Raw genomic sequence first — 26,673 nt, 5'->3', positions numbered from 1 at the left:
GTTAGGCGAGGGAGCGAGCACCACCCAACGCAGCAATCGGGTCGCGCAGCAGGTTTGTTGAGATGCCCAAGGGATTGATGCGGCGCAATATTCGACCAGGAGCCCGATTTTGACCGCATTCCCGTCTGCCTTGCTCGCCCTCGCCGACGGAACGGTATTTCGGGGCAAGGGCATCGGCGCCATTGGCAGCACGGTCGGTGAAGTCGTCTTCAACACCGCGATGACCGGTTACCAGGAAATCCTCACCGACCCTTCCTACACGCGCCAGATCGTCACCCTCACCTACCCGCACATCGGCAATACCGGCGTCAATCGCGAAGACTGCGAAGCCGACCGGATCTACGCCGCCGGGCTGGTGATCCGCGACCTGCCGCTCGTTGCCTCGAATTTCCGTTCCGAACAGACCCTTTCCGACTACCTGAAGCGCGAGAGCGTCGTCGCCATCGCCGACATCGATACCCGCAGGCTCACCCGCATCCTCCGCGAGAAAGGCGCGCAAGCCGGTTGTCTGATGACCGGCGAGGCTCTCGATGCAGATGACGCGATTGCCCGAGCCCGGGCTTTCCCCGGGCTGGCCGGGATGGACCTCGCCAAGGTGGTATCAACCCGCAAGCCCTATGCCTGGCACGAAGGCGAATGGAGATTCGGCGCTGGCTACATGGCACCGGCGCAGGACAGATTCCACGTCGTCGCCTTTGATTTCGGCGTCAAGCGCAACATCCTGCGCATGCTCGCCAGCCGCGGCTGCCGGCTCACCGTCGTGCCGGCGCAAACCTCCGCCAGCGAGGTGCTGGCCATGAACCCGGACGGTGTGTTCTTCTCGAACGGACCTGGCGATCCCGAACCCTGCGACTACGCGATCGCCGCGATCCGGGAACTCCTCGACCGCAAGATTCCCGCCTTCGGCATTTGTCTGGGCCATCAGCTGATGGGCCTGGCCGCCGGCGCGAAAACCTTGAAGATGAAATTCGGCCATCACGGCGCCAACCATCCAGTCAAGGACCTGGAGACCGGGCAGGTGCTGATCACCAGCCAGAATCACGGCTTTGCGGTCGATCCGGCCACGCTGCCGGCCAACGTCAAGGTCACGCACGTCTCGCTGTTCGACGGCTCGCTGCAGGGCATGGCCTGGACCGACCGTCCAGCGCTGTGCTTCCAGGGCCACCCCGAAGCGAGCCCTGGGCCGCACGACGTTGCCTCTCTCTTCGACCGCTTCATCGGAATGATGGAACATGCCAAAAAGAACTGACATCCATTCCATCCTGATCATCGGCGCGGGCCCGATCATCATCGGCCAGGCCTGCGAATTCGACTATTCCGGCGCCCAAGCCTGCAAGGCATTGAAGGAAGAAGGCTACAAGATCATCCTCGTCAATTCCAACCCGGCGACGATCATGACCGACCCGGAAATGGCCGACGTCACCTACATCGAGCCGATCACCTGGCAGGTTCTGGAAAACATCATCGCCAAGGAGCGCCCAGACGCGCTGTTGCCGACCATGGGCGGTCAGACGGCGTTGAACTGTGCGCTCGATCTCGCCAAGCATGGCGTGCTGGAAAAATATGGCGTCGAGCTGATCGGCGCCTCCCGCGAGGCGATCGACAAGGCCGAAGACCGCGAGAAGTTCAAGAAGGCGATGACCAAGATCGGGTTGGGCTCGGCGCGTTCCGGCATCGCCCATAGCCTGGAGGAAGCACAGCAAGTTCAAGGCGCGCTGGGCTTTCCGACCATCATCCGGCCTTCCTTCACGATGGGTGGTTCGGGCGGTGGCATCGCCTACAACCAGGAAGAATTCATCGAGATCTGCAAGCGCGGCCTCGAAGCGAGCCCAACCCATGAGCTCCTGATCGAGGAGTCACTGCTGGGCTGGAAAGAGTTCGAGATGGAGGTGGTGCGCGACAGGCACGACAACTGCATCATCGTCTGCTCGATCGAAAACCTCGATCCGATGGGGGTGCACACCGGTGATTCGATCACCGTCGCGCCGGCGCAGACGCTCACCGACAAGGAATACCAGCGCATGCGCGACGCCGCGATTGCGGTGTTGCGCGAGATAGGCGTCGATACCGGCGGCTCGAACGTGCAGTTCGCGATCAACCCCGAAGATGGGCGCATGATCGTGATCGAGATGAATCCGCGTGTGTCGCGTTCCTCCGCACTCGCCTCGAAGGCCACCGGCTTTCCGATCGCCAAGGTAGCGGCGAAACTGGCGGTGGGCTATACGCTCGACGAGCTGAAGAACGAAATCACCGGCGGCGCGACCCCCGCCTCGTTCGAGCCATCGATCGACTATGTCGTCACCAAGGTGCCGCGCTTCGCTTTCGAAAAGTTTCCCCAGGCCGACGCGACGCTCACCACACAGATGAAATCGGTCGGCGAAGTGATGGCGATCGGCCGCAGCTTTCAGGAGTCGCTGCAGAAGGCCCTGCGTGGCCTCGAAGTCGGCGTCGATGGCCTCAACCTGAAGAGCGTCGATCCCGACACCATCGACGAGCAGCTGGCGCGCCCCTCGGCGGAACGTCTGTGGTACATCGCCGATGCCTTCGGCATCGGCATGTCGATCGACAAGGTTCATCAGCTCACGCGCATCGATCCGTGGTTTTTGGCCCAGATCAAGGAGCTGGTCGATCTGGAACTGGCCATCGAGCAACGCACGCTGGATTCCTTCGACGCCGAGGAGCTGCGCCAGCTCAAGCGCAAAGGTTTTTCCGACCGACGCCTTGCTCATCTGCTGTCGACCTCCGAGCAAGCGGTGCGCGCCCGGCGGCATGCGCTCGCTGTGCGACCAGTCTATAAGCGCGTCGACACCTGCGCCGCCGAGTTCGCCACCAGCACTGCCTACCTCTATTCGACCTACGAGGAAGAGTGCGAGGCCCAGCCCACGGACAAGAAAAAGATCATGGTGCTGGGCGGCGGGCCGAACCGCATCGGCCAGGGCATCGAATTCGATTACTGCTGCGTGCATGCGGCACAGGCGTGCCGCGAGGATGGTTATGAAACCATCATGGTCAACTGCAACCCGGAGACCGTATCGACGGACTATGACACTTCGGATCGCCTCTATTTCGAGCCGCTCACCCTCGAAGACGTGCTCGAGATCGTCCATGTCGAAAAACCCGTCGGCGTGATCGTCCAGTTCGGTGGCCAGACGCCACTCAAACTCGCCCTGGCGCTGGAAGCCGCTGCCGTGCCGATCATCGGCACCACGCCGGAAATGATCGATGCCGCGGAAGACCGCGAACGCTTCCAGAAGCTGCTCTTCGATCTCGGCCTCAAGCAGCCGCCGAACCGCACGGCGCGCACCGAAGAAGAGGCCTTGCGGCTGGCGCGCGAAATCGGCTATCCGCTCGTCGTGCGCCCCTCCTATGTGCTCGGTGGCCGGGCGATGGAAATCGTGCATGAGGAAAAAGATCTCGAACGCTACATGCGCGAGGCTGTCAAGGTATCGAACGACTCGCCGGTGCTGCTCGACCGCTTTCTCAACGATGCCACCGAAGTCGATGTCGATGCGTTGTGCGATGGCCAGCAGGTGATCATCGGCGGCATCATGGAGCACATCGAGCAGGCCGGCGTGCATTCGGGCGATTCCGCCTGCTCGCTGCCGCCGTTCTCGCTAAGCCGCGAGGTGCAGGACGAGCTCAGACGCCAGACCGCGCTGATGGCCAAGGGTCTCAATGTCGTCGGCCTGATGAACGTCCAGTTCGCGATCCAGGGGCATGGAGCCGATTCCGTCGTCTATGTGCTCGAAGTCAACCCGCGCGCCTCCCGCACCGTGCCGTTCGTCTCGAAGGCCACCGGACTGCCGCTGGCGAAGATCGCCGCGCGCTGCATGGCCGGCAAGAGCCTGGCCGAGCAGGGCATCACGCACGAGGTCGTGCCGTCCTACTTCTCGGTCAAGGAAGCGGTCTTCCCCTTCAACAAGTTTCCCGGCGTCGATACTCTGCTTGGCCCGGAGATGAAATCGACCGGCGAGGTGATGGGCATCGGCCGCAGCTTCGGCGAAGCCTTCGTCAAGTCGCAGATCGCTGCCGGCGCGCGTCTGCCCAAATCCGGCAAGGCGCTGATCAGCGTCAAACCGGCCGACAAGCCCAAGGCCGTCGAAGTCGCCAAGCTGCTTCACGAACTTGGTTTCACGCTGCTGGCCACGCGCGGCACCGCAGCGGCGATCGAGGCAGCCGGCATCCCGGTCAGCCCGGTCAACAAAGTCAGCGAGGGTCGCCCGCACATCGTCGATATGATCAAAAACGACGAGATCGTGCTGATCGTCAATACCGTCGATGAAAAACGCGCCGCGATCCAGGCTTCGCGCTCGATCCGTACTTCGGCGCTGGCCCAGAAGGTGACTCTATTTACCACCATCGAAGGAGCGCGCGCCGCCTGCATCGGCATGCAGCACTCCGGCCTCGAAACCTATGCGCTGCAGACACTGCACGCCGAGTTGCATCCATGAGCAAGATTCCCCTGACCCTCAACGGCGCCCAGCAGCTCAAGGACGAGCTGCAGCGCCTGAAAACCGTCGATCGTCCAGCGGTGATCGCCGCGATCGCCGAAGCGCGTTCGCATGGCGATCTGTCCGAGAACGCCGAATACGACGCCGCGAAGGAACGGCAAGGTTTCATCGAAGGCCGTATCGCCGAGATCGAAAGCAAGCTCGCCAATGCGCAGATCATCGATCCACGCACGCTCGATGCCGATGGCCGCGTGGTCTTTGGCGCCACGGTGGAGATCGAGGACATCGACGCCGGTCAGACGGTCACCTACCAGATCGTCGGCGACGACGAAGCCGATATCAAGCAGAACAAGATCTCTCTCAACTCACCCGTCGCCCGTGCGCTGATCGGCAAGTACGCCGGCGACATCGTCGAAGTGCACACCCCCGGCGGCCGACGCGAATACGAAATCCTCGACGTGCGCTACGAGTGACTGGATGACTGCTTGCCGTAATCCTTGAACTTCTCGATCACGCGCGCCATTTCGTCACTCGGCAAGAGCTTCGGCGCCCCCAGCTGCAGCACCCGCCAGTACTGTTCGCACAGCGCCTCGAACTCCACCGCCAGCGCCAGGGCCTCGGTAAGATCGCTGCCAAACACCACCATGCCGTGATGCGCCATCAGGCAGGCGCATCGCCCAGCCAACGCGGCGACGATCGCATCGGAAAGCGCCTGGGTGCCGAAGGTGGCATAAGCTGCGCAGCGCACCGTGTCGCCGCCGAAGCGCGCGATCATGTAGTGAAAAGGCGGGATGTCGAGTTCCTGGCAGGCCAAGGCCGTGGCGAAAGGAGAATGGGCGTGAATGATCGCCCCGGCCTCTGGCCGAGTGGCATAAATGTCGCGGTGGAAGCGCCACTCGGACGAAGGCTTGCGCCTGCCCTGTGCCATGCCGTCAGCGCCGACTTTCACCATGTCCTCGGGAACGCACCGGTCATAAGCCATGCCGGTCGGCGTGATGATGAAACCCTCCCCGTCACGCGCGCTGACATTGCCCGCCGCGCCGCGGTTGATGCCGGAGGCATTGATGGCGCGAGCGGTGGCGAGCACTTCTGCGGCGAGCGTCACGGCCTCACCTTGGCCAGTTCTCCGGGCGCGACGATGCCGCGTTCGGTGATGATGCCGGTGATGAGTTGCGCCGGCGTGATGTCGAAGGCCGGGTTGACGACCGGCGTATGCAGTTCGCCGAATTCCTCCGCGGCACGCTCCTCGATCGGGATCTGCGCGCCGTCCGGACAGGCGAAATCGATCGTCGATAGTGGCGCGGCGACGTAGAACGGCACGTGGTGCGCGCTTGCGGCCAATGCCTTCAGATAGGTGCCGACCTTGTTGGCAGTGTCACCGTTGGCGGCAATGCGGTCGGCACCGACGATCACGACATCGACCTTGCCCTGCATCATCAAGAGGCCCGCGGCATTGTCGGCGATGAAAGTATGGGGAACCTGCGACTGCGCGAGCTCCCAGGCGGTGAGCCGGCCCTGATTGCGCGGGCGGGTTTCGGAAACCCAGACATGCACCGCAAGAGCCGCTGCATGTGCGGCATAGATGGGCGCCAGCGCCGTGCCGTAGGCAACGGTGGCCAGCCACCCGGCGTTGCAATGGGTCATCACCGAGACGGCGCCCTTGCGCTCGACGATGGCTTCGAGAACGACCAGACCATGCCGACCGATCGCGGCATTCGCCTCGCGATCCTCATCGGCGATCGCCCGTGCTTCTTCCCAGGCGCGTCGCTGCCGTTGCGCCGGCGCCGAGTTTTCCAACACGCGACGCATCCGCTTAAGCGCCCAATGCAGATTGACGGCCGTCGGCCGCGTGGCGGAAAGCTGGGCGAGGATCTCGTCGAGCGGTTTGCCTTCCTCGAGGCCCAGCGCGACGCCATAGGCCGCCGTGACGCCGATCAAGGGCGCGCCGCGCACCTGCATCACGCGGATCGCATGCGCCGCATCGGAAAGCGTCTTGAGACGAACGTAGACGGCTTCATCCGGCAGTTTCGTTTGATCGAGGATGACGACGTCGCCGTTTTCCTCAGCGATGGTTTGCAGAAGGGTGCTCATTTCGGGCGCAACGAGCTGCCAGTCTCCCCGCCCGCGAAGGCAGGGCTGGGGCGGACGGGCGTTATGTGAGTTTGCCGTGACAGTGCTTGTATTTCTTGCCGGAGCCGCAGGGACAGGGATCGTTGCGCCCGACCTTGGGCAGCGCCCGCTCTTGCGGCTGGGGCTTTTTCCCGGCCGTGGCCGCGCTGGCGAGCGCTTCCTCGTAATCGGCATGGTGATACTGCACGTTCTCGAGCTGCGGATGAACCTGCTCGGCCTCCTCGATCTGTGCTTCGCTGCGAACCTCGACGGTCATCAATAGGCGCGTGACCTCGTTGCGCACCGCATTCAGCAAGGCTTCGAACAGCTCGAAGGCCTCGCGCTTGTATTCCTGCTTCGGGTTCTTCTGCGCATAGCCGCGCAGGTGGATGCCCTGGCGCAGATGATCGAGGGCGGCCAGATGCTCGCGCCAGTGGTTGTCGAGGCTTTGCAGCATCACGCTGCGCTCGAAGCCCTGCCAGGCGGCGAGATCGACCTTCGCCACCTTCTCCGCGTAGGCGGCGTCGGCGGCATCGAGAATGCGTTTCAAGAGATCGTCGTCGGTCAGCTTCGGATCGTCCTTGACCCATTGCATGACCGGCAGCTTGAGCGAGAGCTCGCCAGAGAGCGCCGTTTCGAGACCGGACAGGTTCCACTGCTCCTCGACGCTCTCGGCCGGGACGAACTCGCGGAACAGATCGTGGATCACGCCCTGGCGCATGGCATGAATGGTGTCCGAAATGTCGGCAGCATCGAGGAGCTCGTTTCTCTGCTGGTAGATCACCTTGCGTTGGTCGTTGGCGACATCGTCGTATTCGAGCAGCTGCTTACGGATGTCGAAGTTGCGCTGTTCGACCTTGCGCTGCGCCGATTCCAGCGAACGGGTCACGAGCGGATGCTCGATCGGCTCGCCCTCGGGCATCTTCAGGCGCACCATGATCGCGTTCAGCCGGTCGCCGGCGAAGATCTTCAGGAGCGGATCTTCGAGCGAAAGGTAAAAACGCGAGGAACCGGGATCGCCCTGACGACCGGCGCGACCTCTCAATTGGTTGTCGATGCGTCTCGATTCGTGACGCTCGGAGCCGATGATGTGCAAGCCGCCGGCCTGGATCACCTGCTCGTGAAGTCGTCCCCATTCGTCCTTCAGCGCCGCGATCTTCGCTTCCTGCTCTTCGGGCGAGAGCTTCGCATCGGCGCGGATCATCTCGATCTGCTTTTCGACATTGCCGCCCAGCACGATGTCGGTGCCGCGGCCAGCCATGTTGGTGGCGATCGTGATCATCCCCGGCCGGCCGGCCTGGGCGACGATCTCGGCCTCGCGCGCGTGCTGCTTGGCGTTCAAGACCTGGTGCGGCAGTTTTTCCTTGTCGAGCAGGCCGGAGAGCAGCTCGGAGTTCTCGATCGACGTGGTGCCGACCAATACGGGCTGGCCGCGTCGCTGGCAGTCCTTGATGTCATTGAGGATCGCCTGATATTTCTCCTTCGCAGTGCGGTAGATCTGGTCGTTCAGATCCTTGCGGATCATCGGCCTGTTGGTCGGGATGACCACCGTCTCGAGACCGTAGATCTGCTGGAATTCATAAGCTTCCGTATCGGCCGTGCCGGTCATCCCAGAGAGCTTCTTGTACATGCGGAAGTAGTTCTGGAAGGTGATCGAGGCCAGCGTCTGGTTCTCGGACTGGATCGGCACGCCCTCCTTCGCTTCCACCGCCTGGTGCAGGCCATCGGACCAGCGCCGCCCGACCATCAGACGGCCGGTGAATTCGTCGACGATGATCACCTCACCGTTTTGCACCACGTAATGCTGGTCACGGTGGAACAAATGATGCGCGCGCAGCGCGGCATAGAGATGATGGATCAGCAGGATGTTGTGCGGATCGTAGAGGCTGCTGCCCTCCGGCAAAAGCCCCATCTGCGCGAGGATGCGCTCGGCCTTCTCGTGCCCCTGCTCGGTGAGCAGCACCGAATGGGCCTTCAGATCGACGATGAAATCGCCGGTATCCTTTTCTTCTGGACTCTGCGCCGCGACACCCTTTTCCAGAAGCGGCGGCACGGCATTCATCTTGACGTAGAGATCGGTATGCTGCTCGGCCTGACCGGAGATGATCAGCGGCGTTCTCGCCTCGTCGATCAGGATCGAATCGACTTCGTCGACGATCGCGTAGTTCAGGCCGCGCTGTACCCGCTCGCTGGCGGAATAGACCATGTTGTCGCGCAGATAGTCGAAGCCGAACTCGCCATTGGTGCCATAAGTGATGTCAGCTGCATAGGCGGCCTGCTTGGCGGCGTGATCCATGTGCGGCAGATTGCAGCCCACGGTAAGGCCGAGGAAGCTATAGACGCGCCCCATCCAGGCCGCGTCGCGGCTGGCGAGGTAATCGTTGACGGTGACGACATGCACGCCCCGGCCGGTCAGCGCATTCAGATAGGCCGGCAGTGTCGCCACCAGCGTCTTGCCCTCGCCGGTGCGCATCTCGGCGATCTTGTTGTCGTTGAGCACCATGCCGCCGATCAGCTGAACGTCGAAGTGGCGCATGCCGAGCACCCGCCGCGCCGCCTCGCGCACTACCGCGAACGCCTCGGGCAGCAGGCTGTCGAGCGGCTCGCCATTGGCCAGCCGCGCTTTGAAGGCCGGCGTCTGCGCCGCCAATTCGTCGTCGGACAAGGCCTGGATGCGCGGTTCGAGCGCATTGATGGTCCTGACGACAGCCGAATACTGCTTCAGCAGCCGGTCGTTGCGGCTGCCGAAAATCTTCTTGAGGAAATTTGCGATCATGAATCCAGCCGGCTTGGGAAAGAGCCGGTGATTCTACCCTACCGGGATCAGCGCTTTGCCACCTGCTCGCCGCGATCGAGGAAGCGGGCGGGATTTTGCGGCACGCCTTTCACGCGTACCTCGAAATGCAGATGCGGGCCGGTCGATCGACCGGTGCTACCGACTGCGGCGATCTGCTGGCCGCGTCGGACGAACTCACCCGGCTTGACCAACACCAGCGAGGCGTGCGCATAGCGGGTGATCAGATCGTCGCCATGATCGATATCCACCACGTTGCCATATTCGGGATGGCGCTCGACATTGAGCACGATCCCGGGCGCCGCCGCGAGGATCGGCGTGCCGGGATCAGCGGCGAAATCGATCCCTTCATGCAGTGCCGTCTGACCGGTGAATGGATCGGTGCGCCAGCCGAAGCCCGAGCCGCGCACCCCATCGGCTATGGGATTCGATGTCGGCAACAAGCTCTTACGGATGCGCTCGTCGAAAATCCGATTCTCCAGACTCGCCAACGCTTCGCTCTTCGCCTCGACTTGCCGCGAGAGATCATCCAGCGCGCGTTGCAAGGCTTGTGCATCGAGGTTCTCCGGCGAAACCAGTGGGCCGCCCTGGGCGCTCTTTGCCACGGGCGCAGGCTTGAGGTCCTTGACCTTGACGCCCGCCATGCCCGCCAGCCGTTCGCCGAGCGAGTCCAGCTCCATCAGCTGGGCCTGCATGTGCCCAAGCCGGGTCGCCATGTTGACCAGGTTTTCGCGCACCAGGTCCCGCGTCTTCGCCGCCTCCTCGAGGCTGATGTTGCGTAGCATCTGTTCCAGGAAAGGCAGGCGCATTTCCGCGGCATGTCGCACCGTCAGATAGGAAAACATCGTCGCGAGCACCAGCACGGTGACGATCAGAAGACTGACGGCCAAGGCCAGATGACGCCCGGTCAAAGTGATACTGCGGGCAGTCGCCATTCGATCCGATACGAGAATTATCTGCACGCGTATACTCCCTTTTCATTCCGACAACCCGGTATGCCGACTTGACGTTTCGCCAGAAAAACCGCACTGCTCACACGATGCCTGCTCGCAAACGCGGATCGCTGACCGATCATCTCGCCGACAGCGACAGCTTTGCCCGGCTTGCCGACCAGGCAGAACGCCTACGCCAGCTGCAGGCTTTACTCGACGCGATGCTGCCAATCCATCTGGCAACCGCGGCACGCGTCGCCAATCTCAAGCGGGGCAAAGTCGTCATCCACGCCGACAGCGGCGCGGTCGCGGTCAAGCTAAGGCAATTGGGGCCGAGGCTCGCCGCAGGGCTCAATCAACAGGGGCAGGAGGTTAGCGGAATCGAGGTAAGGGTGCAACCCGGCAGACGAATTTCGCTGCCACAACAAAAAATCCTCCCGAAAGAGCTGGGTATCCGGCCGAAGCAGTCACTCACCTCGCTGGCCGCCGGGCTGCCCGACGGCTCGCCGCTCAAGGCGGCGCTCGAACGGCTGCTGGCAACGACTAGAGAATGACCATCAGGCGCTCGAGCGCAAGCAGCGCGAACAGCACGAGCGCAAAGATCAGCGCATACTTGGCGATGCGCCAGGAAAGTCCAAGATAGCGGCGCTCGCCAGTGAAGAGAAAGGCCAGGATGCCGGCGCCGATGGCGATCGCAGCGAGAATGCCGACAAAACGCAAAAAGAACATCGCTCAAGCGAACTGCACGTCCGGGTACAACTGCGCGACGCGTGCCGGGATCGATGCCGGCCGCTCGAAGCTCACCCATTCCCAGGCCGTCGCATCCGCCAGCAAGGCGCGCAGCAACCGATTGTTCAGCGCATGGCCGGACTTGTGCGCGCTGAAAGCGGCCAACAACGGCGCGCCGACGAGATAAAGATCGCCGATCGCATCGAGCACCTTATGCCGCACGAACTCGTCGGGCACGCGCAAGCCGTCCGGGTTGAGCACGCGGTATTCATCCATCACGATCGCGTTGTCCAGGCTGCCGCCCAGCGCCAGCCCCTGTGCCTGCATCGTTTCGATATCCTGCATGAAGCCGAAAGTGCGCGCCCGGGCAATGTTGCGGATGTAGGACTGGTCGGCGAAATCGATCGCCACGCGCGTGCCGGACTTGTCGACCGCCGGATGATTGAACTGGATCGAAAACTCGAGCCGGAAGCCCTCGAACGGCGACAGGCGTGCCCATTTGTCGCCGTCCTCGACCTCGACGACCTTCTTGACGCGCAGAAAACGCTTCGCTGCATTCTGCTCCTCGATGCCCGCCGACTGGATCAGGAAAACGAAAGGCGCCGCGGAGCCATCGAGGATCGGAATCTCTTCGGCATCGACATCGACATGAAGGTTGTCGATGCCCAGCCCCGCCAGCGCGGACATCAGATGCTCGACGGTAGCGAGCTTCGCGCCATCCTTTTCCAGGCAGGAGGCCAGACGTGTATCGCCCACCGCGAGCGCGTCGGCCTTGATGTCGACGACCGGATCCAGATCGACTCGATGGAAGACGATGCCAGTTCCGGGCGCTGCCGGACGTAGCATGAGCGTCACCCTGGCGCCGGAATGGAGACCGACGCCGGTGGTCTTGACGATGGATTTGAGGGTGCGTTGCTTCAGCATGGACTGATTTTACCCCTCAGGATGCCTGGAGGGGCCGGAAATGGAGTCACCAGACATGCCATCGCCAACGAAAACGGCGTGCCCAGGCACGCCGTTGACAACGCGAAAAGGCAAAACCGGGTTATTTTTTGCTCGGACAGGTATTGATGCCCAAGAGAGGATACAACGCGCAGAAGCCGACCAGGCCCGTGCCCAGCGGCACGATGCCGATCCACGCCCAGACGGGCCCGCCCATCAATGCCCAGGCGATCAGAGCCAAGCCGACGACGATACGCAACACACGGTCGATACCACCAACGTTTTGTTTCATAGCGATCTCCTTTGGGGTGAGTTACATCGTGATCATTAGAACACGCGCTGCCGGTTTCGTTCAGTAACCTAGGTCACAGAGTGCCGTCCCGGCAGCGCCGACTCTCAGCCGGCAATCCGGCGCAAACTGGCAGGATCGAGGATCTCGATCTGTTCGCGACCGAGCCGCACCAACCCCTGCTCGGCGAAGCCCTTCAACAGCCGGCTGACCATTTCCCGAACGCTGCCCAGCTCGTCGGCAAGCTGCTGGTGGGTGACGTTCAATTGCCGGCCGTGTCCGAGCAGCAGATTGGCGAGCCGCGCATCGAGCTTGCGGAAGGCCACCTCCTCGACGAGCTGCATCAAATCGGCGACGCGCTCGGCGAACAGGGCGAAGACGAAATCGCGGAAAGCCGGCGCCTCGAGCAGCTCATCGAACATCGGACGCGGCAACAGCGCCAAACGGGTCTCGCCTTCCGTCACGCCGCAGGCGTTGTAATCGGCATGACCGAGCAGGCAGCTCGAGGTGATGATGCAGCTCTCACCCGGCAGCACCTTGTAGAGGGGCAGCTCGCGGCCGTTGGCCGCCCGCTTGAACACACGGATGCAACCCGAGAGCACGAAGGGAAAGCCCTGGCAGGGCTGCCGTTCATCGAACAGCACTGTGCCGCCCGGCACGCTCATCGGCTGGATCGTCGCGGCGATGCGGGTGCGTAATTCATCAGGCAGCTCGCCGAGCACCGGGTAGAGCGCATCGAGATTCACAGCTCGAACTCCGCGACGACGGGTGCATGATCTGAAGGCCGCTCGAGCTTGCGCGGCGCCTTGTCGATGGAGCAGGCCGTGCAGCGCTTGGCCAGTTCCGGCGAGACGAGGATGTGGTCGATGCGCAGGCCGTGGTTGCGGCGAAAGGCCATCATCCGGTAATCCCACCAGGTGAAACTTTTTTCCGGCTGATCGAAGAGGCGAAAGGCATCGACGAGCCCCAGCGCGATGAGTCTCCGGAAAGCCTCGCGCTCCGGCTCACTCGTCAGCACCTGTCCCTGCCAGACCGCCGGATCGTGCACGTCGCGATCCTCGGGAGCGATGTTGAAATCGCCGAGCAATGCCAGTTGCGGATGGCGCCGCAACTCGTCACCGAGCCAGCGGGCGAGCGCATCGAGCCAGGCGAGCTTGTAGGCATATTTGGCGGAGCCGACCGCCTGGCCGTTTGGCATATAGGCGCAAATGAAGCGCACCGGTCCCACCGTTGCCGCAAGCAAGCGTTTCTGGCCATCCTCGAACCCCGGCAGCTCACGCACGATGTCACCGGCCTGACTGCGAGCGAGGATCGCCACACCGTTGTAGGTCTTCTGCCCGTTGTGGATCGCGTGATATCCGGCTGCCGCGATCTCGGCGAACGGAAAGCCGGCATCCTCGGTCTTGGTTTCTTGCAAACAGACCACATCCGGCTGTACAGCCTTCAGCCAGTCGATCAGATGTGGCAGCCTGACTTTGAGTGAATTGACGTTCCAGGTGGCGACCTTCAACCCGCTCAAAGCTCAGCGCCCCTTTTCCTTTGGATAGCCGGCCGCGTCGAGCAGGTGCTGCCAGTCGGCCAGACGCCAGCCAACCACGGTCTTCGGCCCGGCCGCGAGCACCGGCACCACAGCTTCGTCCTCGCCGACCAGTTTCTTGAGCGCCTCGACGTCTTCCTTCGTCGCAACCGGCTTTTCGGTGAAGGGGATGCCGCGCTGCTTGAGGTAATCGCGCCCATCTCGGCATCCCTGCCCGCAATCGGCGCTGACATAAAGCGTCACGGGGAAATTCGCCATCGCCTCACGCACCGCGTAGGGAAGCTCCCGATCCGGCGCCGGGGCGCCATGCCGCATCACCTGCGCCTTGCCCGCCAGCGACGGCGGTGGGCGATCGCCATAGTGCACCTTGCCTTGCTCATCCACCCAGCGGTAATACTGCGCCTGCGCGACGATCGCGACACAGGCCAAACCCCAAAGCAAGACGATGCGTTTCATCACAATCTTCTCACGGCATCGTGGCGACCATGCCATTATGGCGCAATAGCGCTTCGGGCGAGGGTTCGCGGCCGCGAAAGGCCTTGAAGGATTCCAGCGCCGGGCGCGAGCCGCCGACGGCGAGGATCTCGCGCCAGAAGCGCTCGCCGGTCGCCGCGTCGAGTACCGTGCCGATTTCCGGCGCGACTTCCTCGAAGGCGGCATAGGCATCGGCGGAAAGCACCTCGGCCCACTTGTAGCTGTAGTAGCCGGCCGCGTAGCCCCCGGCGAAGATGTGCGCAAAGCTGTGCGGGAAGCGGTTCCACTCGGGCGGCATGACCACCGCGACCTCGCGGCGCACCTCGTCGAGCACGGTCATGAAATCCCTGCGGCCTTCCCAATGCAGACGCAGATCGAACAGCGCGAACTCGATCTGCCGCAGCGTAAACAAGCCGCTCTGGAAATTCTTCGCCGCGATCATCTTGTCGTAGAGCGCGCGCGGCAACGGCTCACCGGTGTCCACATGCGCGGTCATGTCTTTGAGCACATCCCATTCCCAGCAGAAGTTTTCCATGAACTGACTGGGCAGCTCGACGGCATCCCATTCCACGCCATCGATGCCCGAGACGGCCAGTTCCTCGACCTCGGTGAGCAGGTGATGCAGCCCATGGCCGGTCTCATGAAAGAGCGTCAGCACGTCGTCGTGCGTGAATAGCGCCGGCCTGTCGCCCACCGGGGCGGGAAAATTGCAACACAGATAAGCGAGAGGCGTCTGGATCGTGCCGTCTTTCTTGCGCCGCCGGGAGATCGCATCCGCCATCCAGGCGCCGCCACGTTTGGTTTCGCGCGCATAGAGATCGAGGAAGAAGTGGCCGACGAGTTTCCCCTGTCGCTCGATGCGGAAAAAGCGCACCTCGGGATGCCAGGCGGGCGCGGTATCAGGCAGCATCTCGACGCCGAACAGCGCCTCGACGCAGCGGAACAATCCTTCGAGCACCTTCGGCTCCGGGAAATATTGCTTCACCTCGTCATCGGAAAAGCTGTAACGCGACTGCTTGAGCTTTTCGGAAGCCCAGGAGATGTCCCAGCTTTCGAGACATTCGAGCCCCAGCTCGCGCGCGGCAAAGTCTTTCAGCTCAGAAAGATCGCGCTCGGCGAATGGCCGCGCCTTTGCCGCCAGATCGCGCAGGAAGGCGGCGACCTGTGCGGGCGAGTCGGCCATCTTGGGCGTCAGCGAGAGCTCCGCATAGTTCGCGAAGCCGAGCATCTTTGCCTCCTCGGCACGCAATTCGAGGATGCGCTCGATCAGCGGCCCATTGTCCCATTCGGCAGGGCCCAATTCCGACGCGCGGGTGGCATAGGCGTGATACATCCGGTAACGCAGGTCGCGATCGTCGGCATATTGCATCACCGGCAGATAGGACGGCGCATGCAAGGTGAATTTCCACCCCGGCTTGCCGTCCTTCTCGGCCGCTTGACGCGCTGCAGCCTTGACGTCTTCCGGCAGGCCGGCCAAAGCCGCCAAATCGGTCACCCATTCGGCGTGAGCATTGGTCGCATCGAGGAGATTCTCGGAAAACTTCGCGCCGAGTGCCGAAAGTTCCTCCTGGATCGCCTGAAAACGCGGTTTCTGCTCGGGCGGCAATGCCGCGCCGGCGAGCCGGAAATCGCGCAGCTCGTGATCGACGATGCGTCGCTGCACCGCGTTCAGGCGCAGATATTCGGGACTCGCGGAAAGCGCCTTGAATTTTTCGAATAGCGCGAGATTCTGGCCCAGCTCGGCGTAGAAGCGCGTTACCTCGGGTAGCAGCGCATTGTAGGCTTCTCGCCATTCGGGCACGTCATTGACGCCATGCATGTGGCCGACCACGCCCCAGGCGCGGCCGAGCCGCTCACCAGCGTCAGTCAGCGGCACGACGAAGTCGTCCCAGGTGGGCGGCGTCTCGGGACGCTCCAGCCGGGCGAGCACCTCACGGTATTCTGCGATCAACTGGCGGATCGCCGGAGCGACGTGTTCGGGCCGGATCTCCGCAAAGCGCGGCAGCCCGGAAAAATCGAGCAGAGGATTCATGTTCATTCGAGTGCAGAAGACGAAACTTCAATGCCGCCCCGCCAGCGCCGAGTTTCGGTGTGTGAGGCGTTCGAGCGCCTCATGGTACTTCGCGGCGGTCTTTTCGATGATCTCCGGCGGCAGGTGCGGACCGGGCGCCTGTTTGTTCCAATCGAGCGTTTCGAGGTAATCGCGCACGAATTGCTTGTCGAAACTAGGCGGACTGACGCCGACCTGGTAGGTATCGGCCGGCCAAAAGCGCGAGGAATCGGGGGTGAGCACCTCGTCGATCAGATGGAGCCGGCCTGCTTCATCCAGACCGAACTCGAACTTGGTATCGGCGATGATGATGCCACGGCTCAGGGCATATTCGGCGGCCTCGGTGTAGAGCTTGAGCGCCACATCCCGCACTTGGGTAGCCAACGTCGGGCCGATGGTCTTCTCGACGGTGGCGAAATCGATGTTCTCGTCGTGCTCTCCGAGCGCCGCCTTGGTCGAGGGCGTAAACAGCGGCTGCGGCAGCTTCTCGGCCATGCGCAAGCCGCTGGGCAGCGGGATGCCGCAAACCTTGCCGGTCTTCTGGTAATCCTTCCAGCCCGAGCCGATCAGATAGCCGCGCACCACCGCCTCGATCGGCAAGGACTTGAGCCGTTTGACGACGATCGCACGGCCGTGCACCTGCTCACGCTCGTTGGGCTGGACCACCGACTCAGGATCGATGCCGGTGAGCTGGTTCGGCACGATGTGCGCCAGTTTGGCAAACCAAAAGTTGGCCATCGCGGTCAGCACCTCGCCCTTGCCGGGAATAGGGTCGGGGAGGATGACGTCGAAAGCCGAAAGCCGATCGGTCGTGACGATGAGCATCTCGTCGTCGCCGACCGCGTAGATGTCCCGCACCTTGCCGCGATGGATGAGTGGCAGACTGGCAATGGTGGATTCGAAAAGCGGCTGGGCCATGATCATTCCTTAAATATCTCATTTTATTCTGACGCGGCCACTTCCGGCGGCCACCCCAGGCGGATGTCAGGCCCCCGCTTGAAGGGTGACGCTCACCTCCACATCGCGTCCATCGCGCCGGATGCGCAGCGAGACGACCTCGCCGACCTGATGATCGTCCAAGCGCGCGAACAGCTCGGCGACATTGCGCACGGGTTTGCCCGCCACGGCGACGATGATGTCGCCCGGCACGAGCGAACCATCCGCGGCCAGAGCGGCACCGCGTAATCCCGCCGCCGCAGCAGCCGAATCCGGCAACACGCGCAGGATCACCACGCCTTCCACGCCCAGTAACTTCGTCAGCCGTGCGTTGAGTCCTTCATCGACCTCGATGCCCAGCACCGGACGGATGTATTTGCCTTTCGCGATCAGCTGCGGCACGACGCGATTGACCGTATCGACCGGCACCGCGAAACCGATTCCGGCGCTCGCCCCGCTGGGGCTGTAGATGGCAGTGTTGATACCGATCAGCCGTCCCGCAGAATCGAGCAGCGGGCCGCCCGAATTACCCGGGTTGATCGCCGCGTCGGTCTGGATCAGATGCTCGATGCTGCGGCCTCGTTCGGTGCCGAGCGAGCGATCCAGCGCCGAGACGATGCCGGTGGTGAGCGTCCAGTCGAGTCCGAACGGGTTGCCGATCGCGAAAACCTTCTGCCCGACTTTCAGGTCATGGCTGGTGCCGATCGGCACCGGCGGCGGACGCTTGAAGCCGACACCGATCTTCAGCACCGCGATGTCGTGGGTTGGCGAAGCGCCGACCAGCGCGGCTCTGAAACTGCGACCGTCGGCGAGCTTGACCAGGGCTTCGCTGGCGCCTTCGATGACGTGGAAATTGGTCACGACATGGCCGGCATCGTCCCAGATGAAGCCCGAACCGGTGCCGCGCGGCACGGTGAACACATTGCGCGTCCAGACATCCATCACCGCGGCACGCGTGGAAATGAAGACGACGCTGTCCTTCGACTTTTCGAACAGCTCGATCGTCGCTTGCTCGTCGGCCGCCAGATCGCCGCGGGCCGTCACGAGACGCGGCTGGGCATCGCGCCCACCATCGAGGAACAGCGCCGCGCCCTGCCAGACAAGGAAAATGACGGCTGCCAGTAACAGGGCGCGTAACAATACTCCGATTTTCATTGAGTCTCGTTCTCCCCGACGCGTTGTTCATGCTCATCGCGTTCGCGTATCGTCCAATACACGATGCCTAGCGCCAAAGTGGCGCCAGCGAGTGCGGCGATCTTTTCTGCGCCAATGGATTCCGGATCGAGGATGATGAATTTGCGCGCCAGCGCCAACAGCGCGATCAGGATCACGGTCTTGAGCTGGATGATGCTGCCTCGACGCATCGCCACTTGGATGATCGAATGCTTGAATTCCATCGCGATCAGCAAGGTCATGATCGCGCCGAACACCGCCTGGAACACTTTATGATCGAGCGGATTGAAGGCATTGAGCCACAACAGCAAAAACACTTGCTGAATCAGCTGGATGAGTGAAATCACCACGATCACCGCAATGACGCCGGACAAGATGATCGCGACGATCTGCTCGAGGCGCTCATAGATGCCGAGCACCGCCCATTCCTTGCGGAAACGATCGAGGAATGGATATTGTTTGGAATTCATGACCTTGAAGACATTGATCATTGGCCTGGCGGCGGATTGTAGCCTCAAGCGCTGTCGGAAGCCGGGTGCGCCCGGTCGAGATCGGCAGTCAGCGTGGCGATCGCCGCCTCGTCGAGGGTTTCCTTGGCGAGCAGCTCGTTGGCGCAGCGTTCGAGAATGGCGCGATTTTTCTCCAGGATGCCATAGGCGCGCGAGAACACGCCCATGACGATGCCGCGCACGGCCTGATCGATGCGTCCCTGGGTAGCCTCCGAGACACGGCAGCCGCCCGCGACCATCTCGGGGACGTCCAGGAAACGCGGCCGCTGCGCCTCATAGGCGATGAATCCCAACTCCTCGTCCATGCCGTAACGGGTGACCATGTCACGGGCGATGTCGGTCGCCTTCGCGAGATCGTCAGCAGCTCCGGTGGAGAGCTTGCCGAAGACGAGCTTTTCCGCCGCCCGGCCGCCGAGCAACACCGCGATCTTGTTTTCCAGTTCCTCGCGCGTCATCAGGTAGCGGTCCTCGGTCGGGCGCTGGATCGTGTAGCCGAGCGCGCCGATGCCGCGTGGAATGATCGAGACCTTGTGCACCGGATCGGTGCCCGGCAGCGCCAAGGCGACCAGCGCATGGCCCATCTCGTGATAGGCGACGGTGCGGCGTTCCTGCTCATTGAGCACGCGGCTCTTCTTTTCGAGGCCGGCGACGATGCGTTCCACCGCGGCGGTGAAGTCGGCCAGCGTGACGGCATCGGCCTTGCGCCGCGTGGCGATCAGCGCCGCCTCATTGACCAGGTTGGCGAGATCCGCGCCGGAAAAACCGGTCGTCAGCGCCGCCACCTGTTCCAGGTCGACGTCCGGCGCCAGCGTGATCTTTTTCGCATGGACACGCAGGATCGCGACGCGACCGGCCTTGTCCGGCCGGTCGACCAGCACTTGCCGATCGAAGCGGCCGGCGCGCAACAGCGCCGGATCGAGAATCTCCGGCCGATTCGTCGCGGCGAGGATGATCAACCCGACCGAGGAATCGAAGCCGTCCATCTCGGTGAGCAGCTGGTTGAGCGTTTGCTCGCGTTCGTCATGGCCGCCGAGCGGATTCGCCGCGCCGCGCGCCCGGCCCAGCGCGTCGAGCTCGTCGATGAAAATGATCGCCGGCGCCCGTTCGCGCGCCTGTTCGAACAGATCGCGCACGCGGGCGGCGCCGACACCGACGAACATCTCGACGAATTCCGAACCGGAGATCGAGAAGAACGGCACGCCTGCCTCGCCCGCCACCGCCTTGGCGAGCAGCGTCTTGCCGGTGCCCGGTGGGCCGACGAGCAGCACGCCTTTCGGGATGCGCGCGCCCAGCCGCCCGTATTCGCGCGGGTTTTTCAAGAAATCGACCACCTCGCGCAATTCCGCCTTGGCCTCATCGACGCCGGCGACGTCGTTGAAGGTCACGCCGGTATCTTTCTCGACATAGACCTTGGCGCGGCTCTTGCCGATGGTCATAAAGCCGCCCATGCCCTGCTTCTCGGCAAACTTGCGGAACAGGAAGAACCACACCGCGAAAAAGGCCACCGCCGGCACGATCCAGGACAGCAGATCGCGCAGGAAGGTGCTCTCGATCACGCGCCGGTAAGGCACGTCGTATTCCGACAGCCGTGCCGCGAGGTCGGGCTCGACGCGGGTGGCCATGATCATCGTCTTGCCCTTGATGTCCGGTGACTTGAGCCGGCCAGTGAGTACCTTGTCCGTCACCATCACCTCGGCAACGCGGCCTTCCTTCAAGGCCTGCTCGAACTCGCTGTAGGGCACCTGTTCGATGCTGCGGCTCGCCTGCCACCAGTCCTGAATGAACAGCAACATCAACGCAGCGACGATCCAGTAGAAGGTGTTCCATTGCGTTTTCTGTTCCATGACACCGATCCTTTCAACCTAAAAACCTCAGTTGGACGCGCCCGATGGTGCGTCCCGGCGGGTGCATGGCGCGACGCGACGACGCAGCAGGCTCATGCCTGCAAGGAGGAGCAACAAAGCCAGGCGCCCGCCGGGGTGCGCCAGGGGGTGCGTAGCGGGCTCACCTTTTTGGTGAGCAGCGAAAGCGAGATAACTGCTGATTTCCGAAGACATTTTTTGCCTTGAGGAGCGATCAACTGGGGTTTTTAGGTTCAACGCCAGATGCCGCCGATGCGCCAGCGCGGATTGCCCAGCGGCGCAGCCCCCGGCCAGCGCCAGTCTTCAAATCGCATCCAACGGCTGCCACCCTCCAGCGCCATGAGCCGCGCGATGCGCTCTGTGGTGGCTGGATGGGTACGCAGCCAGGAAGGTTCGGGATTACCCCAGCCCGGCAGCAGCCAGCTGCGCCAGGAACGCGTCGCCTGCTCGATGCGCCGCAATGCCGAAGCCAGACCCGCCGGATCACCCGTCAGCCGCGCGGCGGCAAGATCGGCATCGAACTCGCGCACCCGTGACAGACCCAGCTGGGCCAGCAGTGCCAGCTGCGGCGAAAACAGCAACAAGATGAGCGCCGCCCAACGCACCTCGACCGCGCCGGTGAGCCAAGCGGGCAAGGAAAACAACAACAGCACCTGGGCGATCGTCGCGAACAAGGCAGTCAGCCGGCTCACATAATCGGCCATGCCCATCACCCTGAGATCGCCGTGGACGATGTGGGCGATCTCGTGCGCCAGCACGCCGGCCAGCTCGCGCAAGTCGAGCGCATGGAGCAAGCCGTCGGTCAGCGCGATGTGGGCGTCGTCACGCCCGCCGACCGCAAAAGCGTTGGCCAGCGGGCTGGGAATACGATACAGCCTTGGGGCCCGGGTCAGCCCGGCACGGTCGGCAAGCTCATCGACCAGCCGGTGCAACGTGGGCGCGGCGACGGGCGAGAGCGGCTCGGCCCGATAGAGGACCAGCGTCAGACGTCCGGCGGCCACCGGCTCGATCAACAGCGCCAGCAATGAAGCGCCGAGGGCCATCCACAGACCATCCGGGCCGAGCAGCAGCCAGCCAGCCGTTCCCGCGATCGCCAGCAACACGGCGACGAGGAGCGCGCTTTGCAGCCGGTTGGCCAGCGCATGCAGCCGGGCCATTCATTCCTCGCCAAGGCAGTAAAGCCGCGCGCGCAGACGGTCGGTTTCTTCGAGCAGGTCGGCCACCAGAGCCGCCAGCTCGGGCACCGCGTCGAAATCGCGTTCCAGCGCGCGCATGCGCCGCGCCCGCCGCAGCGTCTCCCCGGCCAGACGCCACACCCCCGCGACGCTCTCGGCATGCGGAAACAGGCCGGCTTCGAGATGAGCCAGCAGCCAGTCCGTTTCCACATCGCAGGCGGCAGCGACTTGTTCGAGTGTGAGCCAGCTCTCATCGAGCAGCGTGCCGATCAAGACTTCGTTTTCGCTCATCTTCATCTCCCGGCGCGCGGATCGAAGGCCAGCTCGCGCGCCATCGTCTCATAAAGCTCGCGTGCCCGCGGCGTATCGGCCGGCGGCACCACCACCTGCAAATTCAGCAGCAGATCTCCGGGCGGGTCGGCAGGAATGCCCTTGCCGCGCACCCGCAATTGCTGGCCCGATTGGGCGCCGGGTGGAATGCGCACCTTCACGCTGCCCTCCGGCAAATCGATCGGGATCACCGTACCCAGCGCGGCTTCCCAAGGCGCGAGCGGCAGCGTCATGAATAGATCGCGGCCATCGACGCGGTAGCGCGGATGGGGCTGGAAATGCACTTCGAGCAGCAGATCCCCCGCTGGCGCGCCGCCGAGGCCGGGCGCGCCCTGGCCGGCCAGACGGATGGTCTGCCCTTCCCGCACGCCCTTCGGGATCTTCACATTCAGCGTGCGCGTCTCCAACACGACATGCCCCTGGGCATCGAGCCTGGGTGCGCGCAGGCTGATCTGCTTCGTCGCGCCGCGATAGGCATCTTCCAGATCGAGATAGATCTTCGCGTGATGATCCTCGCCGCGGGCGTGAAAGCCGCCGGCGCGGCGCGTGCGCCCGCCCAGCCCCCCGAACAGCTCGGCGAAGAAATCCGAAAACTCCGCAGCCTCGTGGGGCGAGAAACCATGCCCGCTGAACTCGAAACCGGCATCCCAGCCGGGCGGCGGGCGAAATTCCTGCCCCGGCCGATAGCCTTGCGCCAACTGATCGTAAGCGGCACGCTTTTCCGGATCGGAGAGCACCGCATAGGCCTCATTGACCTCCTTCATGCGCGCTTCCGCATCCGGCTCCTTCGAGACATCGGGGTGGTATTTGCGTGCCAGCTTGCGGAAGGCCTTCTTGATCTCGTCCGCCGTCGCATCGCGCGCGACCCCGAGCACCTCGTAATAGTTTTTGAATTCCATGCCTTTGCCTGTTCCAAATCAAGTCATGCGCATAAATGGGGGCGGAAGGGGCGGAGTATCAAGCCCGGCCGCACACACTCCGGCTGCCGGCCACCCAAGCCTGACCGAGGCTCAAACCGCCATCATTGGGCGGAAGCAGGCGCGCTTTAATGAGCCGCACGCCACGTTCGGCAAGGCTACTGCACAGCGTCGCCGACAGCAAGCGGTTGAGCAGGCAGCCGCCGGACGCAGCCACCGTGAGGATGCCGGTCTGCCGAGCCGCTGCGGTCACCCAGTCGGTGAGCGCCGCGGCGAAGGTGGCGTGGAACAATGCCGCGCCAGCCGCGGCATCCTCGCAGTCTTCGAGGTAGGCGAACAGCGGCAGCAGATCGAGCCGCCCATCCTCGATGCGCCACCCCCCATCGAGCGGCGCCACCGGCCCATGTCGCACGGCCAAGCCTTCGAGCAGCATCGCCGCTTGCCCCTCGAAGCTCTGTCTGCGGCGCACACCGAGCATTCCGGCCATCGCATCGAACAGCCTGCCCGCGCTCGATGTCGACGGGCAATTGAAGCCCCGCATGAGCATCTGCGCGACGGTTGGCGCGGCCGGCTCGTCAGGGAAGCGACGGACGATCTCGTCAGTGCGCCCCAGTCTATGCAAGACGGCGGTCGCCATGCGCCAGGGCTCGCGCGCCGCGACATCGCCGCCGGGCAGCGGCAAGGGGAAAAGATGCCCGAGACGCTCGAAAGCGCCGCCTTCGACGCGCAAGAGCTCACCACCCCAAGCGGTGCCGTCCGTGCCAAGGCCAACACCGTCGAGCGCGAGCCCCAGCACCGGCGCAGCGATGCCGTGCTCGGCGCAGACTGCCGCGATATGCGCATGATGATGCTGCACGCCGATGGCCGGAATGCCGCGCTCGGCCGCAAACTGCGCCGCAAAGCGCGTCGAGAAGAAGTCGGGATGCAGATCGTGGGCGACGAGGGCTGGCTCGACATCGAGGATGGAGAGCAGATGGGCCACGCTCTCCGCGAAGAAGCCGCAGGCGGCCGCGTTGTCGAGGTCACCGACGTGCTGCGAGAGAAAGGCTTGATCGCCGCGCATCACGCAGACCGTGTTCTTGAACCAGCCGCCGACGGCCAGCGCGGGCGGAACCTCGCGCGGCAGCCTGAGCGCGCGGGGAACGTAGCCGCGCGCGCGGCGGATGAAGGTAGTCGCCCGCCGCACCGAGTCGTCGCAGCGCACGACGATCTCGCGGTCGTGCAGCAAAAAGGCGTCGGCGATGCCGGCAAGACGAATGAGCGCCTCGTCGTTGCCGATCACCAAGGGTTCGCCATGAGGATTGGCGCTCGTCATCACCAGCGCCATCTCGGGCGCGTCGTGAAACAGCAGGAACTGGATCGGCGTGACCGGCAACATCAGGCCGATCTCGGCAAGTCCCGGCGCGATGCCGGAAAGCTCGATTTTCTTTTCCAGCAGCACGATCGGGCGCTCTGGGGCTTCGAGCAGTGCCGTCTCGTCAGCGCCGATTTTTGCATAGCGGGCGGCCTGCGCGACATCGGCGACCATCACCGCGAAAGGCTTTTCTTCGCGTTGTTTGCGCGCCCGCAAGGCGGCGACCGAAGCGGCGTTGGTCGCATCGCAGGCGAGATGAAAACCGCCCAGACCCTTGATCGCGACGATCCTGCCCGCGCGCAGCAGATCGAGCGTGGCGGCGATCGGATCGCCGCCGATGACGCCTCCGGCCGCATCGCAAAGCCGCAAGCGCGGCCCGCAGTTCGGACAACAGATCGTCTCGGCATGAAAGCGCCGATCCGCCGGATCGGTGTATTCGCGCGCGCAGTCGGGACAGAGCGGAAACGGCGCTAGGCTCGTCTGCGGCCGGTCGTAAGGCAGGCGTCGCGTGACCGTGTAGCGCGGTCCGCAATGCGTGCAGGTGATGAAAGGATGGCGATAGCGGCGGTTGGCCGGATCGAAGAGCTCCGCCAAACAGTCGGCGCAGGTCGCGGTGTCATGACCGATCGCGGTGGTCACCCTGCCGCCTGCGCTTTCGAAGATACGGAAATCCGGCGCGCCGAAAGCGGCCACCGGCACCACCTGCAGCGCATCGATGCGGGCAAGCGGCGGGGCCTCGAGTCTCAGTCGCGCCGCGAATTCATCGAGCCGTTCGCCTTCGCAGTGGATCTCGACGCCGGCGGCATCGTTTCTCACCCAGCCCCGGATCGCCAGCTCATGCGCCAGCCGCCAGACGAAGGGCCTGAAACCGACCCCCTGGACGATACCCGTGACACGGATGCGACGGGCTTCAGGCACGGATGCCGGCAACGGCCTTCTCGATCCAGGCCAGCCACTCGGCCAAGCCCTCGCCCGTGGTTGCACTGATGCGTATCACCTCGATCAGCGGATTGACGCGGCGCGCGTAGCCGATCGCCTTATCGACCTCGAACTGCAAATGGGGCAGCAGATCGCACTTGTTGATCAGCATCAGCCGTGCGGCGCGGAACATGTCGGGATACTTGAGCGGCTTGTCCTCGCCTTCGGTGACCGAGAGAATCACCACCTTGCCGGCCTCGCCGAGATCGAAGGCGGCCGGACAGACGAGATTGCCGACATTCTCGATCATCAGCACGCCTCCCTTTTCGAGCGGCAGCGCATCGAGCGCATGACCGACCATGTGGGCATCGAGATGACAGCCCTTGCCGGTGTTGATCTGCACGGCAGGCGCGCCGGTGGCGCGGATGCGCTCGGCATCGAAGCGGGTCTGCTGATCGCCCTCGATCACCGCGATCTGCAGCTTCCCTTTGAGCGCCTCGATGGTCTTGACGAGCAAGGTGGTCTTGCCCGAGCCGGGACTGGAGACGAGATTCAAAGCCAGCACGCCGTGGGCAGAAAAGCGCGCGCGGTTTTGCGCTGCATAGGCAGCGTTCTTCGCCAGGATGTCCATTTCCAGCCGCAGCGTGCGGCTGGATGCGTGAGTGTGCGAGTGATATGGATGATGCATATGGTCGTGCGCGCCGTCATGTCCATGCGTGCCGTGATGATCGTGCGGATGGCTGTGCGTCGTGCCATCCGCATGGGTGTGTTCATGCTCATGCAAGGCATGGCCTTCGATCGTCGTCTCACCTTCTCCACAACCGCAGGTCGTGCACATGGCTTCACTCCACTTCGAGGTCGATGACGCGCATCGCGCAGCCTGCGGTCACCTCGACCGGAAAGCCGCCGCAATGCGCACAGGGATCATAAACGTTTGCCAGCGGCGTTTCACGGCCGCACACGGAACAGCGTCCAACACCTGGTGTGGCAACGATGTCGAGCCACGCCCCGTCGGCGATGCCACCGGCCATCACGATATCGAAACAAAACGCGAAAGCTTCGCGCTCGACACCGGCAAGCTCGCCGATTTCGACGCGCACGCTCTTCACGCGCGTGAAACCTTCGCGTGCCGCAGCGTCCTCGATCAGCTCGCGCACGCCTTCGGCGAGGGACATTTCATGCATGCGGAGAT

The 26,673-nt window shown here is 63.6% G+C and carries 25 protein-coding genes; 4 read left to right on the top strand and 21 right to left on the bottom strand.

Annotation, left to right across the window (positions count from 1 at the left end; translation table 11 throughout):
• Positions 1-109 precede the first annotated feature (109 nt).
• Genes carA through greA form a run of 3 tightly spaced genes read left to right on the top strand, consistent with a single transcriptional unit; the run spans position 110 to position 4,924 of the window.
• The gene (gene carA, locus EL335_RS03725; RefSeq protein ID WP_126444308.1) at positions 110-1,249 is read left to right on the top strand and encodes a glutamine-hydrolyzing carbamoyl-phosphate synthase small subunit; all 1,140 of its coding nucleotides are present in this window, start codon (positions 110-112) and stop codon (positions 1,247-1,249) included.
• Positions 1,233-4,451: a carbamoyl-phosphate synthase large subunit gene (carB, locus tag EL335_RS03720; RefSeq protein WP_126444307.1), complete on the top strand. Its 3,219-nt coding sequence runs from the start codon at positions 1,233-1,235 to the stop codon at positions 4,449-4,451. The genes carA and carB overlap by 17 nt, the downstream gene beginning before the upstream one ends.
• Positions 4,448-4,924 carry a transcription elongation factor GreA gene (gene greA / locus EL335_RS03715; RefSeq protein ID WP_126444306.1) on the top strand — a complete coding sequence of 159 codons (477 nt, stop codon included), beginning with the start codon at positions 4,448-4,450 and terminating at the stop codon, positions 4,922-4,924. The genes carB and greA overlap by 4 nt, the downstream gene beginning before the upstream one ends.
• On the opposite strand, the gene EL335_RS03710 is transcribed toward greA, so the two are convergent.
• From EL335_RS03710 to EL335_RS03695, 4 genes are all read right to left on the bottom strand, one after another.
• The gene (locus EL335_RS03710; RefSeq protein WP_126444305.1) at positions 4,915-5,556 is read right to left on the bottom strand and encodes a class II aldolase/adducin family protein; all 642 of its coding nucleotides are present in this window, start codon (positions 5,554-5,556) and stop codon (positions 4,915-4,917) included. The two genes, greA and EL335_RS03710, sit on opposite strands and share 10 nt — an antisense overlap.
• The gene (gene mtnA, locus EL335_RS03705; protein ID WP_126444304.1) at positions 5,553-6,542 is read right to left on the bottom strand and encodes an S-methyl-5-thioribose-1-phosphate isomerase; all 990 of its coding nucleotides are present in this window, start codon (positions 6,540-6,542) and stop codon (positions 5,553-5,555) included. Before mtnA ends, EL335_RS03710 begins: the two co-directional genes overlap by 4 nt.
• 61 nt (positions 6,543-6,603) lie before the next feature.
• The gene (secA, locus tag EL335_RS03700) at positions 6,604-9,336 is read right to left on the bottom strand and encodes a preprotein translocase subunit SecA (RefSeq protein ID WP_126444303.1); all 2,733 of its coding nucleotides are present in this window, start codon (positions 9,334-9,336) and stop codon (positions 6,604-6,606) included.
• Between the two features lie 47 nt (positions 9,337-9,383).
• Positions 9,384-10,289, bottom strand: a complete 906-nt coding sequence (locus EL335_RS03695) for a M23 family metallopeptidase (protein WP_284155434.1) — start codon at positions 10,287-10,289, stop codon at positions 9,384-9,386.
• A gap of 104 nt (positions 10,290-10,393) precedes the next feature.
• On the opposite strand from EL335_RS03695, the gene EL335_RS03690 reads away from it, so the two are divergent.
• The gene (locus EL335_RS03690) at positions 10,394-10,840 is read left to right on the top strand and encodes a DciA family protein (protein ID WP_126444301.1); all 447 of its coding nucleotides are present in this window, start codon (positions 10,394-10,396) and stop codon (positions 10,838-10,840) included.
• Here EL335_RS03690 and EL335_RS03685 read toward each other — a convergent pair.
• The 17 genes from EL335_RS03685 to EL335_RS03605 form a co-directional block, all read right to left on the bottom strand.
• Positions 10,830-11,015 carry a hypothetical protein gene (locus EL335_RS03685; protein ID WP_126444300.1) on the bottom strand — a complete coding sequence of 62 codons (186 nt, stop codon included), beginning with the start codon at positions 11,013-11,015 and terminating at the stop codon, positions 10,830-10,832. The genes EL335_RS03690 and EL335_RS03685 overlap by 11 nt on opposite strands.
• Before the next feature lie 3 nt (positions 11,016-11,018).
• Positions 11,019-11,939 carry a UDP-3-O-acyl-N-acetylglucosamine deacetylase gene (gene lpxC / locus EL335_RS03680; RefSeq protein WP_126444299.1) on the bottom strand — a complete coding sequence of 307 codons (921 nt, stop codon included), beginning with the start codon at positions 11,937-11,939 and terminating at the stop codon, positions 11,019-11,021.
• Positions 11,940-12,060: 121 nt separating this feature from the next.
• Positions 12,061-12,249, bottom strand: a complete 189-nt coding sequence (locus EL335_RS03675) for a YgaP family membrane protein (RefSeq protein WP_126444298.1) — start codon at positions 12,247-12,249, stop codon at positions 12,061-12,063.
• 104 nt (positions 12,250-12,353) lie between these two features.
• Positions 12,354-12,992: a Crp/Fnr family transcriptional regulator gene (locus EL335_RS03670; RefSeq protein ID WP_431306255.1), complete on the bottom strand. Its 639-nt coding sequence runs from the start codon at positions 12,990-12,992 to the stop codon at positions 12,354-12,356.
• Positions 12,989-13,756, bottom strand: a complete 768-nt coding sequence (xth, locus tag EL335_RS03665) for an exodeoxyribonuclease III (RefSeq protein ID WP_126447661.1) — start codon at positions 13,754-13,756, stop codon at positions 12,989-12,991. Before xth ends, EL335_RS03670 begins: the two co-directional genes overlap by 4 nt.
• A gap of 12 nt (positions 13,757-13,768) precedes the next feature.
• The gene (locus EL335_RS03660) at positions 13,769-14,239 is read right to left on the bottom strand and encodes a glutaredoxin family protein (protein WP_172600019.1); all 471 of its coding nucleotides are present in this window, start codon (positions 14,237-14,239) and stop codon (positions 13,769-13,771) included.
• 10 nt (positions 14,240-14,249) lie between these two features.
• Positions 14,250-16,295 (bottom strand): M3 family metallopeptidase, encoded by a 2,046-nt coding sequence (locus EL335_RS03655; protein WP_126444296.1) that lies wholly within the window; start codon positions 16,293-16,295, stop codon positions 14,250-14,252.
• A 21-nt stretch (positions 16,296-16,316) separates the two neighbouring features.
• The gene (locus tag EL335_RS03650; protein WP_126444295.1) at positions 16,317-17,225 is read right to left on the bottom strand and encodes a phosphoribosylaminoimidazolesuccinocarboxamide synthase; all 909 of its coding nucleotides are present in this window, start codon (positions 17,223-17,225) and stop codon (positions 16,317-16,319) included.
• A 66-nt stretch (positions 17,226-17,291) separates the two neighbouring features.
• On the bottom strand, positions 17,292-18,398 hold the full coding sequence (locus EL335_RS03645) for a S1C family serine protease (protein WP_126444294.1): 1,107 nt from the start codon (positions 18,396-18,398) through the stop codon (positions 17,292-17,294).
• Positions 18,395-18,886 carry a phosphate-starvation-inducible PsiE family protein gene (locus EL335_RS03640; RefSeq protein ID WP_126444293.1) on the bottom strand — a complete coding sequence of 164 codons (492 nt, stop codon included), beginning with the start codon at positions 18,884-18,886 and terminating at the stop codon, positions 18,395-18,397. Before EL335_RS03640 ends, EL335_RS03645 begins: the two co-directional genes overlap by 4 nt.
• Before the next feature lie 44 nt (positions 18,887-18,930).
• Positions 18,931-20,769 (bottom strand): ATP-dependent zinc metalloprotease FtsH, encoded by a 1,839-nt coding sequence (gene ftsH, locus EL335_RS03635; protein ID WP_126444292.1) that lies wholly within the window; start codon positions 20,767-20,769, stop codon positions 18,931-18,933.
• 251 nt (positions 20,770-21,020) lie between these two features.
• Complete coding sequence (locus tag EL335_RS03630) at positions 21,021-21,944, bottom strand: zinc metalloprotease HtpX (protein ID WP_126444291.1); 924 nt, start codon at positions 21,942-21,944, stop codon at positions 21,021-21,023.
• The gene (locus EL335_RS03625) at positions 21,945-22,253 is read right to left on the bottom strand and encodes a chaperone modulator CbpM (RefSeq protein WP_126444290.1); all 309 of its coding nucleotides are present in this window, start codon (positions 22,251-22,253) and stop codon (positions 21,945-21,947) included.
• A gap of 2 nt (positions 22,254-22,255) precedes the next feature.
• Entirely contained in the window at positions 22,256-23,191 is a 936-nt protein-coding gene (locus EL335_RS03620; RefSeq protein WP_126444289.1) for a DnaJ C-terminal domain-containing protein, read from the bottom strand.
• A gap of 58 nt (positions 23,192-23,249) precedes the next feature.
• Positions 23,250-25,481 carry a carbamoyltransferase HypF gene (gene hypF, locus EL335_RS03615; protein WP_284155433.1) on the bottom strand — a complete coding sequence of 744 codons (2,232 nt, stop codon included), beginning with the start codon at positions 25,479-25,481 and terminating at the stop codon, positions 23,250-23,252.
• Positions 25,474-26,319: a hydrogenase nickel incorporation protein HypB gene (gene hypB / locus EL335_RS03610; protein ID WP_126444287.1), complete on the bottom strand. Its 846-nt coding sequence runs from the start codon at positions 26,317-26,319 to the stop codon at positions 25,474-25,476. Before hypB ends, hypF begins: the two co-directional genes overlap by 8 nt.
• 4 nt (positions 26,320-26,323) lie before the next feature.
• Positions 26,324-26,665 carry a hydrogenase maturation nickel metallochaperone HypA/HybF gene (locus EL335_RS03605; protein WP_126444286.1) on the bottom strand — a complete coding sequence of 114 codons (342 nt, stop codon included), beginning with the start codon at positions 26,663-26,665 and terminating at the stop codon, positions 26,324-26,326.
• Positions 26,666-26,673: the final 8 nt, after the last annotated feature.

Origin of the sequence: Sulfuricystis multivorans (assembly GCF_003966565.1) — a bacterium.
Taxonomy (GTDB): domain Bacteria; phylum Pseudomonadota; class Gammaproteobacteria; order Burkholderiales; family Rhodocyclaceae; genus Sulfuricystis; species Sulfuricystis multivorans.
The sequence above is the reverse complement of the archived record's forward strand: the minus strand, read 5'-3'. Positions and strand labels throughout refer to the sequence as shown.

Bases quoted from the DNA above. Each gene is read 5' to 3' on its own strand.
- carB (WP_126444307.1), top strand. From the start codon at position 1,233: ATGCCAAAAAGAACTGACATCCATTCCATCCTGATCATCGGCGCGGGC.
- greA (WP_126444306.1), top strand. From the start codon at position 4,448: ATGAGCAAGATTCCCCTGACCCTCAACGGCGCCCAGCAGCTCAAGGAC.
- mtnA (WP_126444304.1), bottom strand. From the start codon at position 6,542: ATGAGCACCCTTCTGCAAACCATCGCTGAGGAAAACGGCGACGTCGTC.
- secA (WP_126444303.1), bottom strand. From the start codon at position 9,336: ATGATCGCAAATTTCCTCAAGAAGATTTTCGGCAGCCGCAACGACCGG.
- EL335_RS03695 (WP_284155434.1), bottom strand. From the start codon at position 10,289: ATGGCGACTGCCCGCAGTATCACTTTGACCGGGCGTCATCTGGCCTTG.
- EL335_RS03690 (WP_126444301.1), top strand. From the start codon at position 10,394: ATGCCTGCTCGCAAACGCGGATCGCTGACCGATCATCTCGCCGACAGC.
- EL335_RS03685 (WP_126444300.1), bottom strand. From the start codon at position 11,015: ATGTTCTTTTTGCGTTTTGTCGGCATTCTCGCTGCGATCGCCATCGGC.
- lpxC (WP_126444299.1), bottom strand. From the start codon at position 11,939: ATGCTGAAGCAACGCACCCTCAAATCCATCGTCAAGACCACCGGCGTC.
- EL335_RS03675 (WP_126444298.1), bottom strand. From the start codon at position 12,249: ATGAAACAAAACGTTGGTGGTATCGACCGTGTGTTGCGTATCGTCGTC.
- EL335_RS03660 (WP_172600019.1), bottom strand. From the start codon at position 14,239: ATGAAACGCATCGTCTTGCTTTGGGGTTTGGCCTGTGTCGCGATCGTC.
- EL335_RS03655 (WP_126444296.1), bottom strand. From the start codon at position 16,295: ATGAACATGAATCCTCTGCTCGATTTTTCCGGGCTGCCGCGCTTTGCG.
- EL335_RS03650 (WP_126444295.1), bottom strand. From the start codon at position 17,225: ATGGCCCAGCCGCTTTTCGAATCCACCATTGCCAGTCTGCCACTCATC.
- EL335_RS03645 (WP_126444294.1), bottom strand. From the start codon at position 18,398: ATGAAAATCGGAGTATTGTTACGCGCCCTGTTACTGGCAGCCGTCATT.
- EL335_RS03640 (WP_126444293.1), bottom strand. From the start codon at position 18,886: ATGAATTCCAAACAATATCCATTCCTCGATCGTTTCCGCAAGGAATGG.
- ftsH (WP_126444292.1), bottom strand. From the start codon at position 20,769: ATGGAACAGAAAACGCAATGGAACACCTTCTACTGGATCGTCGCTGCG.
- EL335_RS03630 (WP_126444291.1), bottom strand. From the start codon at position 21,944: ATGGCCCGGCTGCATGCGCTGGCCAACCGGCTGCAAAGCGCGCTCCTC.
- EL335_RS03625 (WP_126444290.1), bottom strand. From the start codon at position 22,253: ATGAGCGAAAACGAAGTCTTGATCGGCACGCTGCTCGATGAGAGCTGG.
- EL335_RS03620 (WP_126444289.1), bottom strand. From the start codon at position 23,191: ATGGAATTCAAAAACTATTACGAGGTGCTCGGGGTCGCGCGCGATGCG.
- hypB (WP_126444287.1), bottom strand. From the start codon at position 26,319: ATGTGCACGACCTGCGGTTGTGGAGAAGGTGAGACGACGATCGAAGGC.
- EL335_RS03605 (WP_126444286.1), bottom strand. From the start codon at position 26,665: ATGCATGAAATGTCCCTCGCCGAAGGCGTGCGCGAGCTGATCGAGGAC.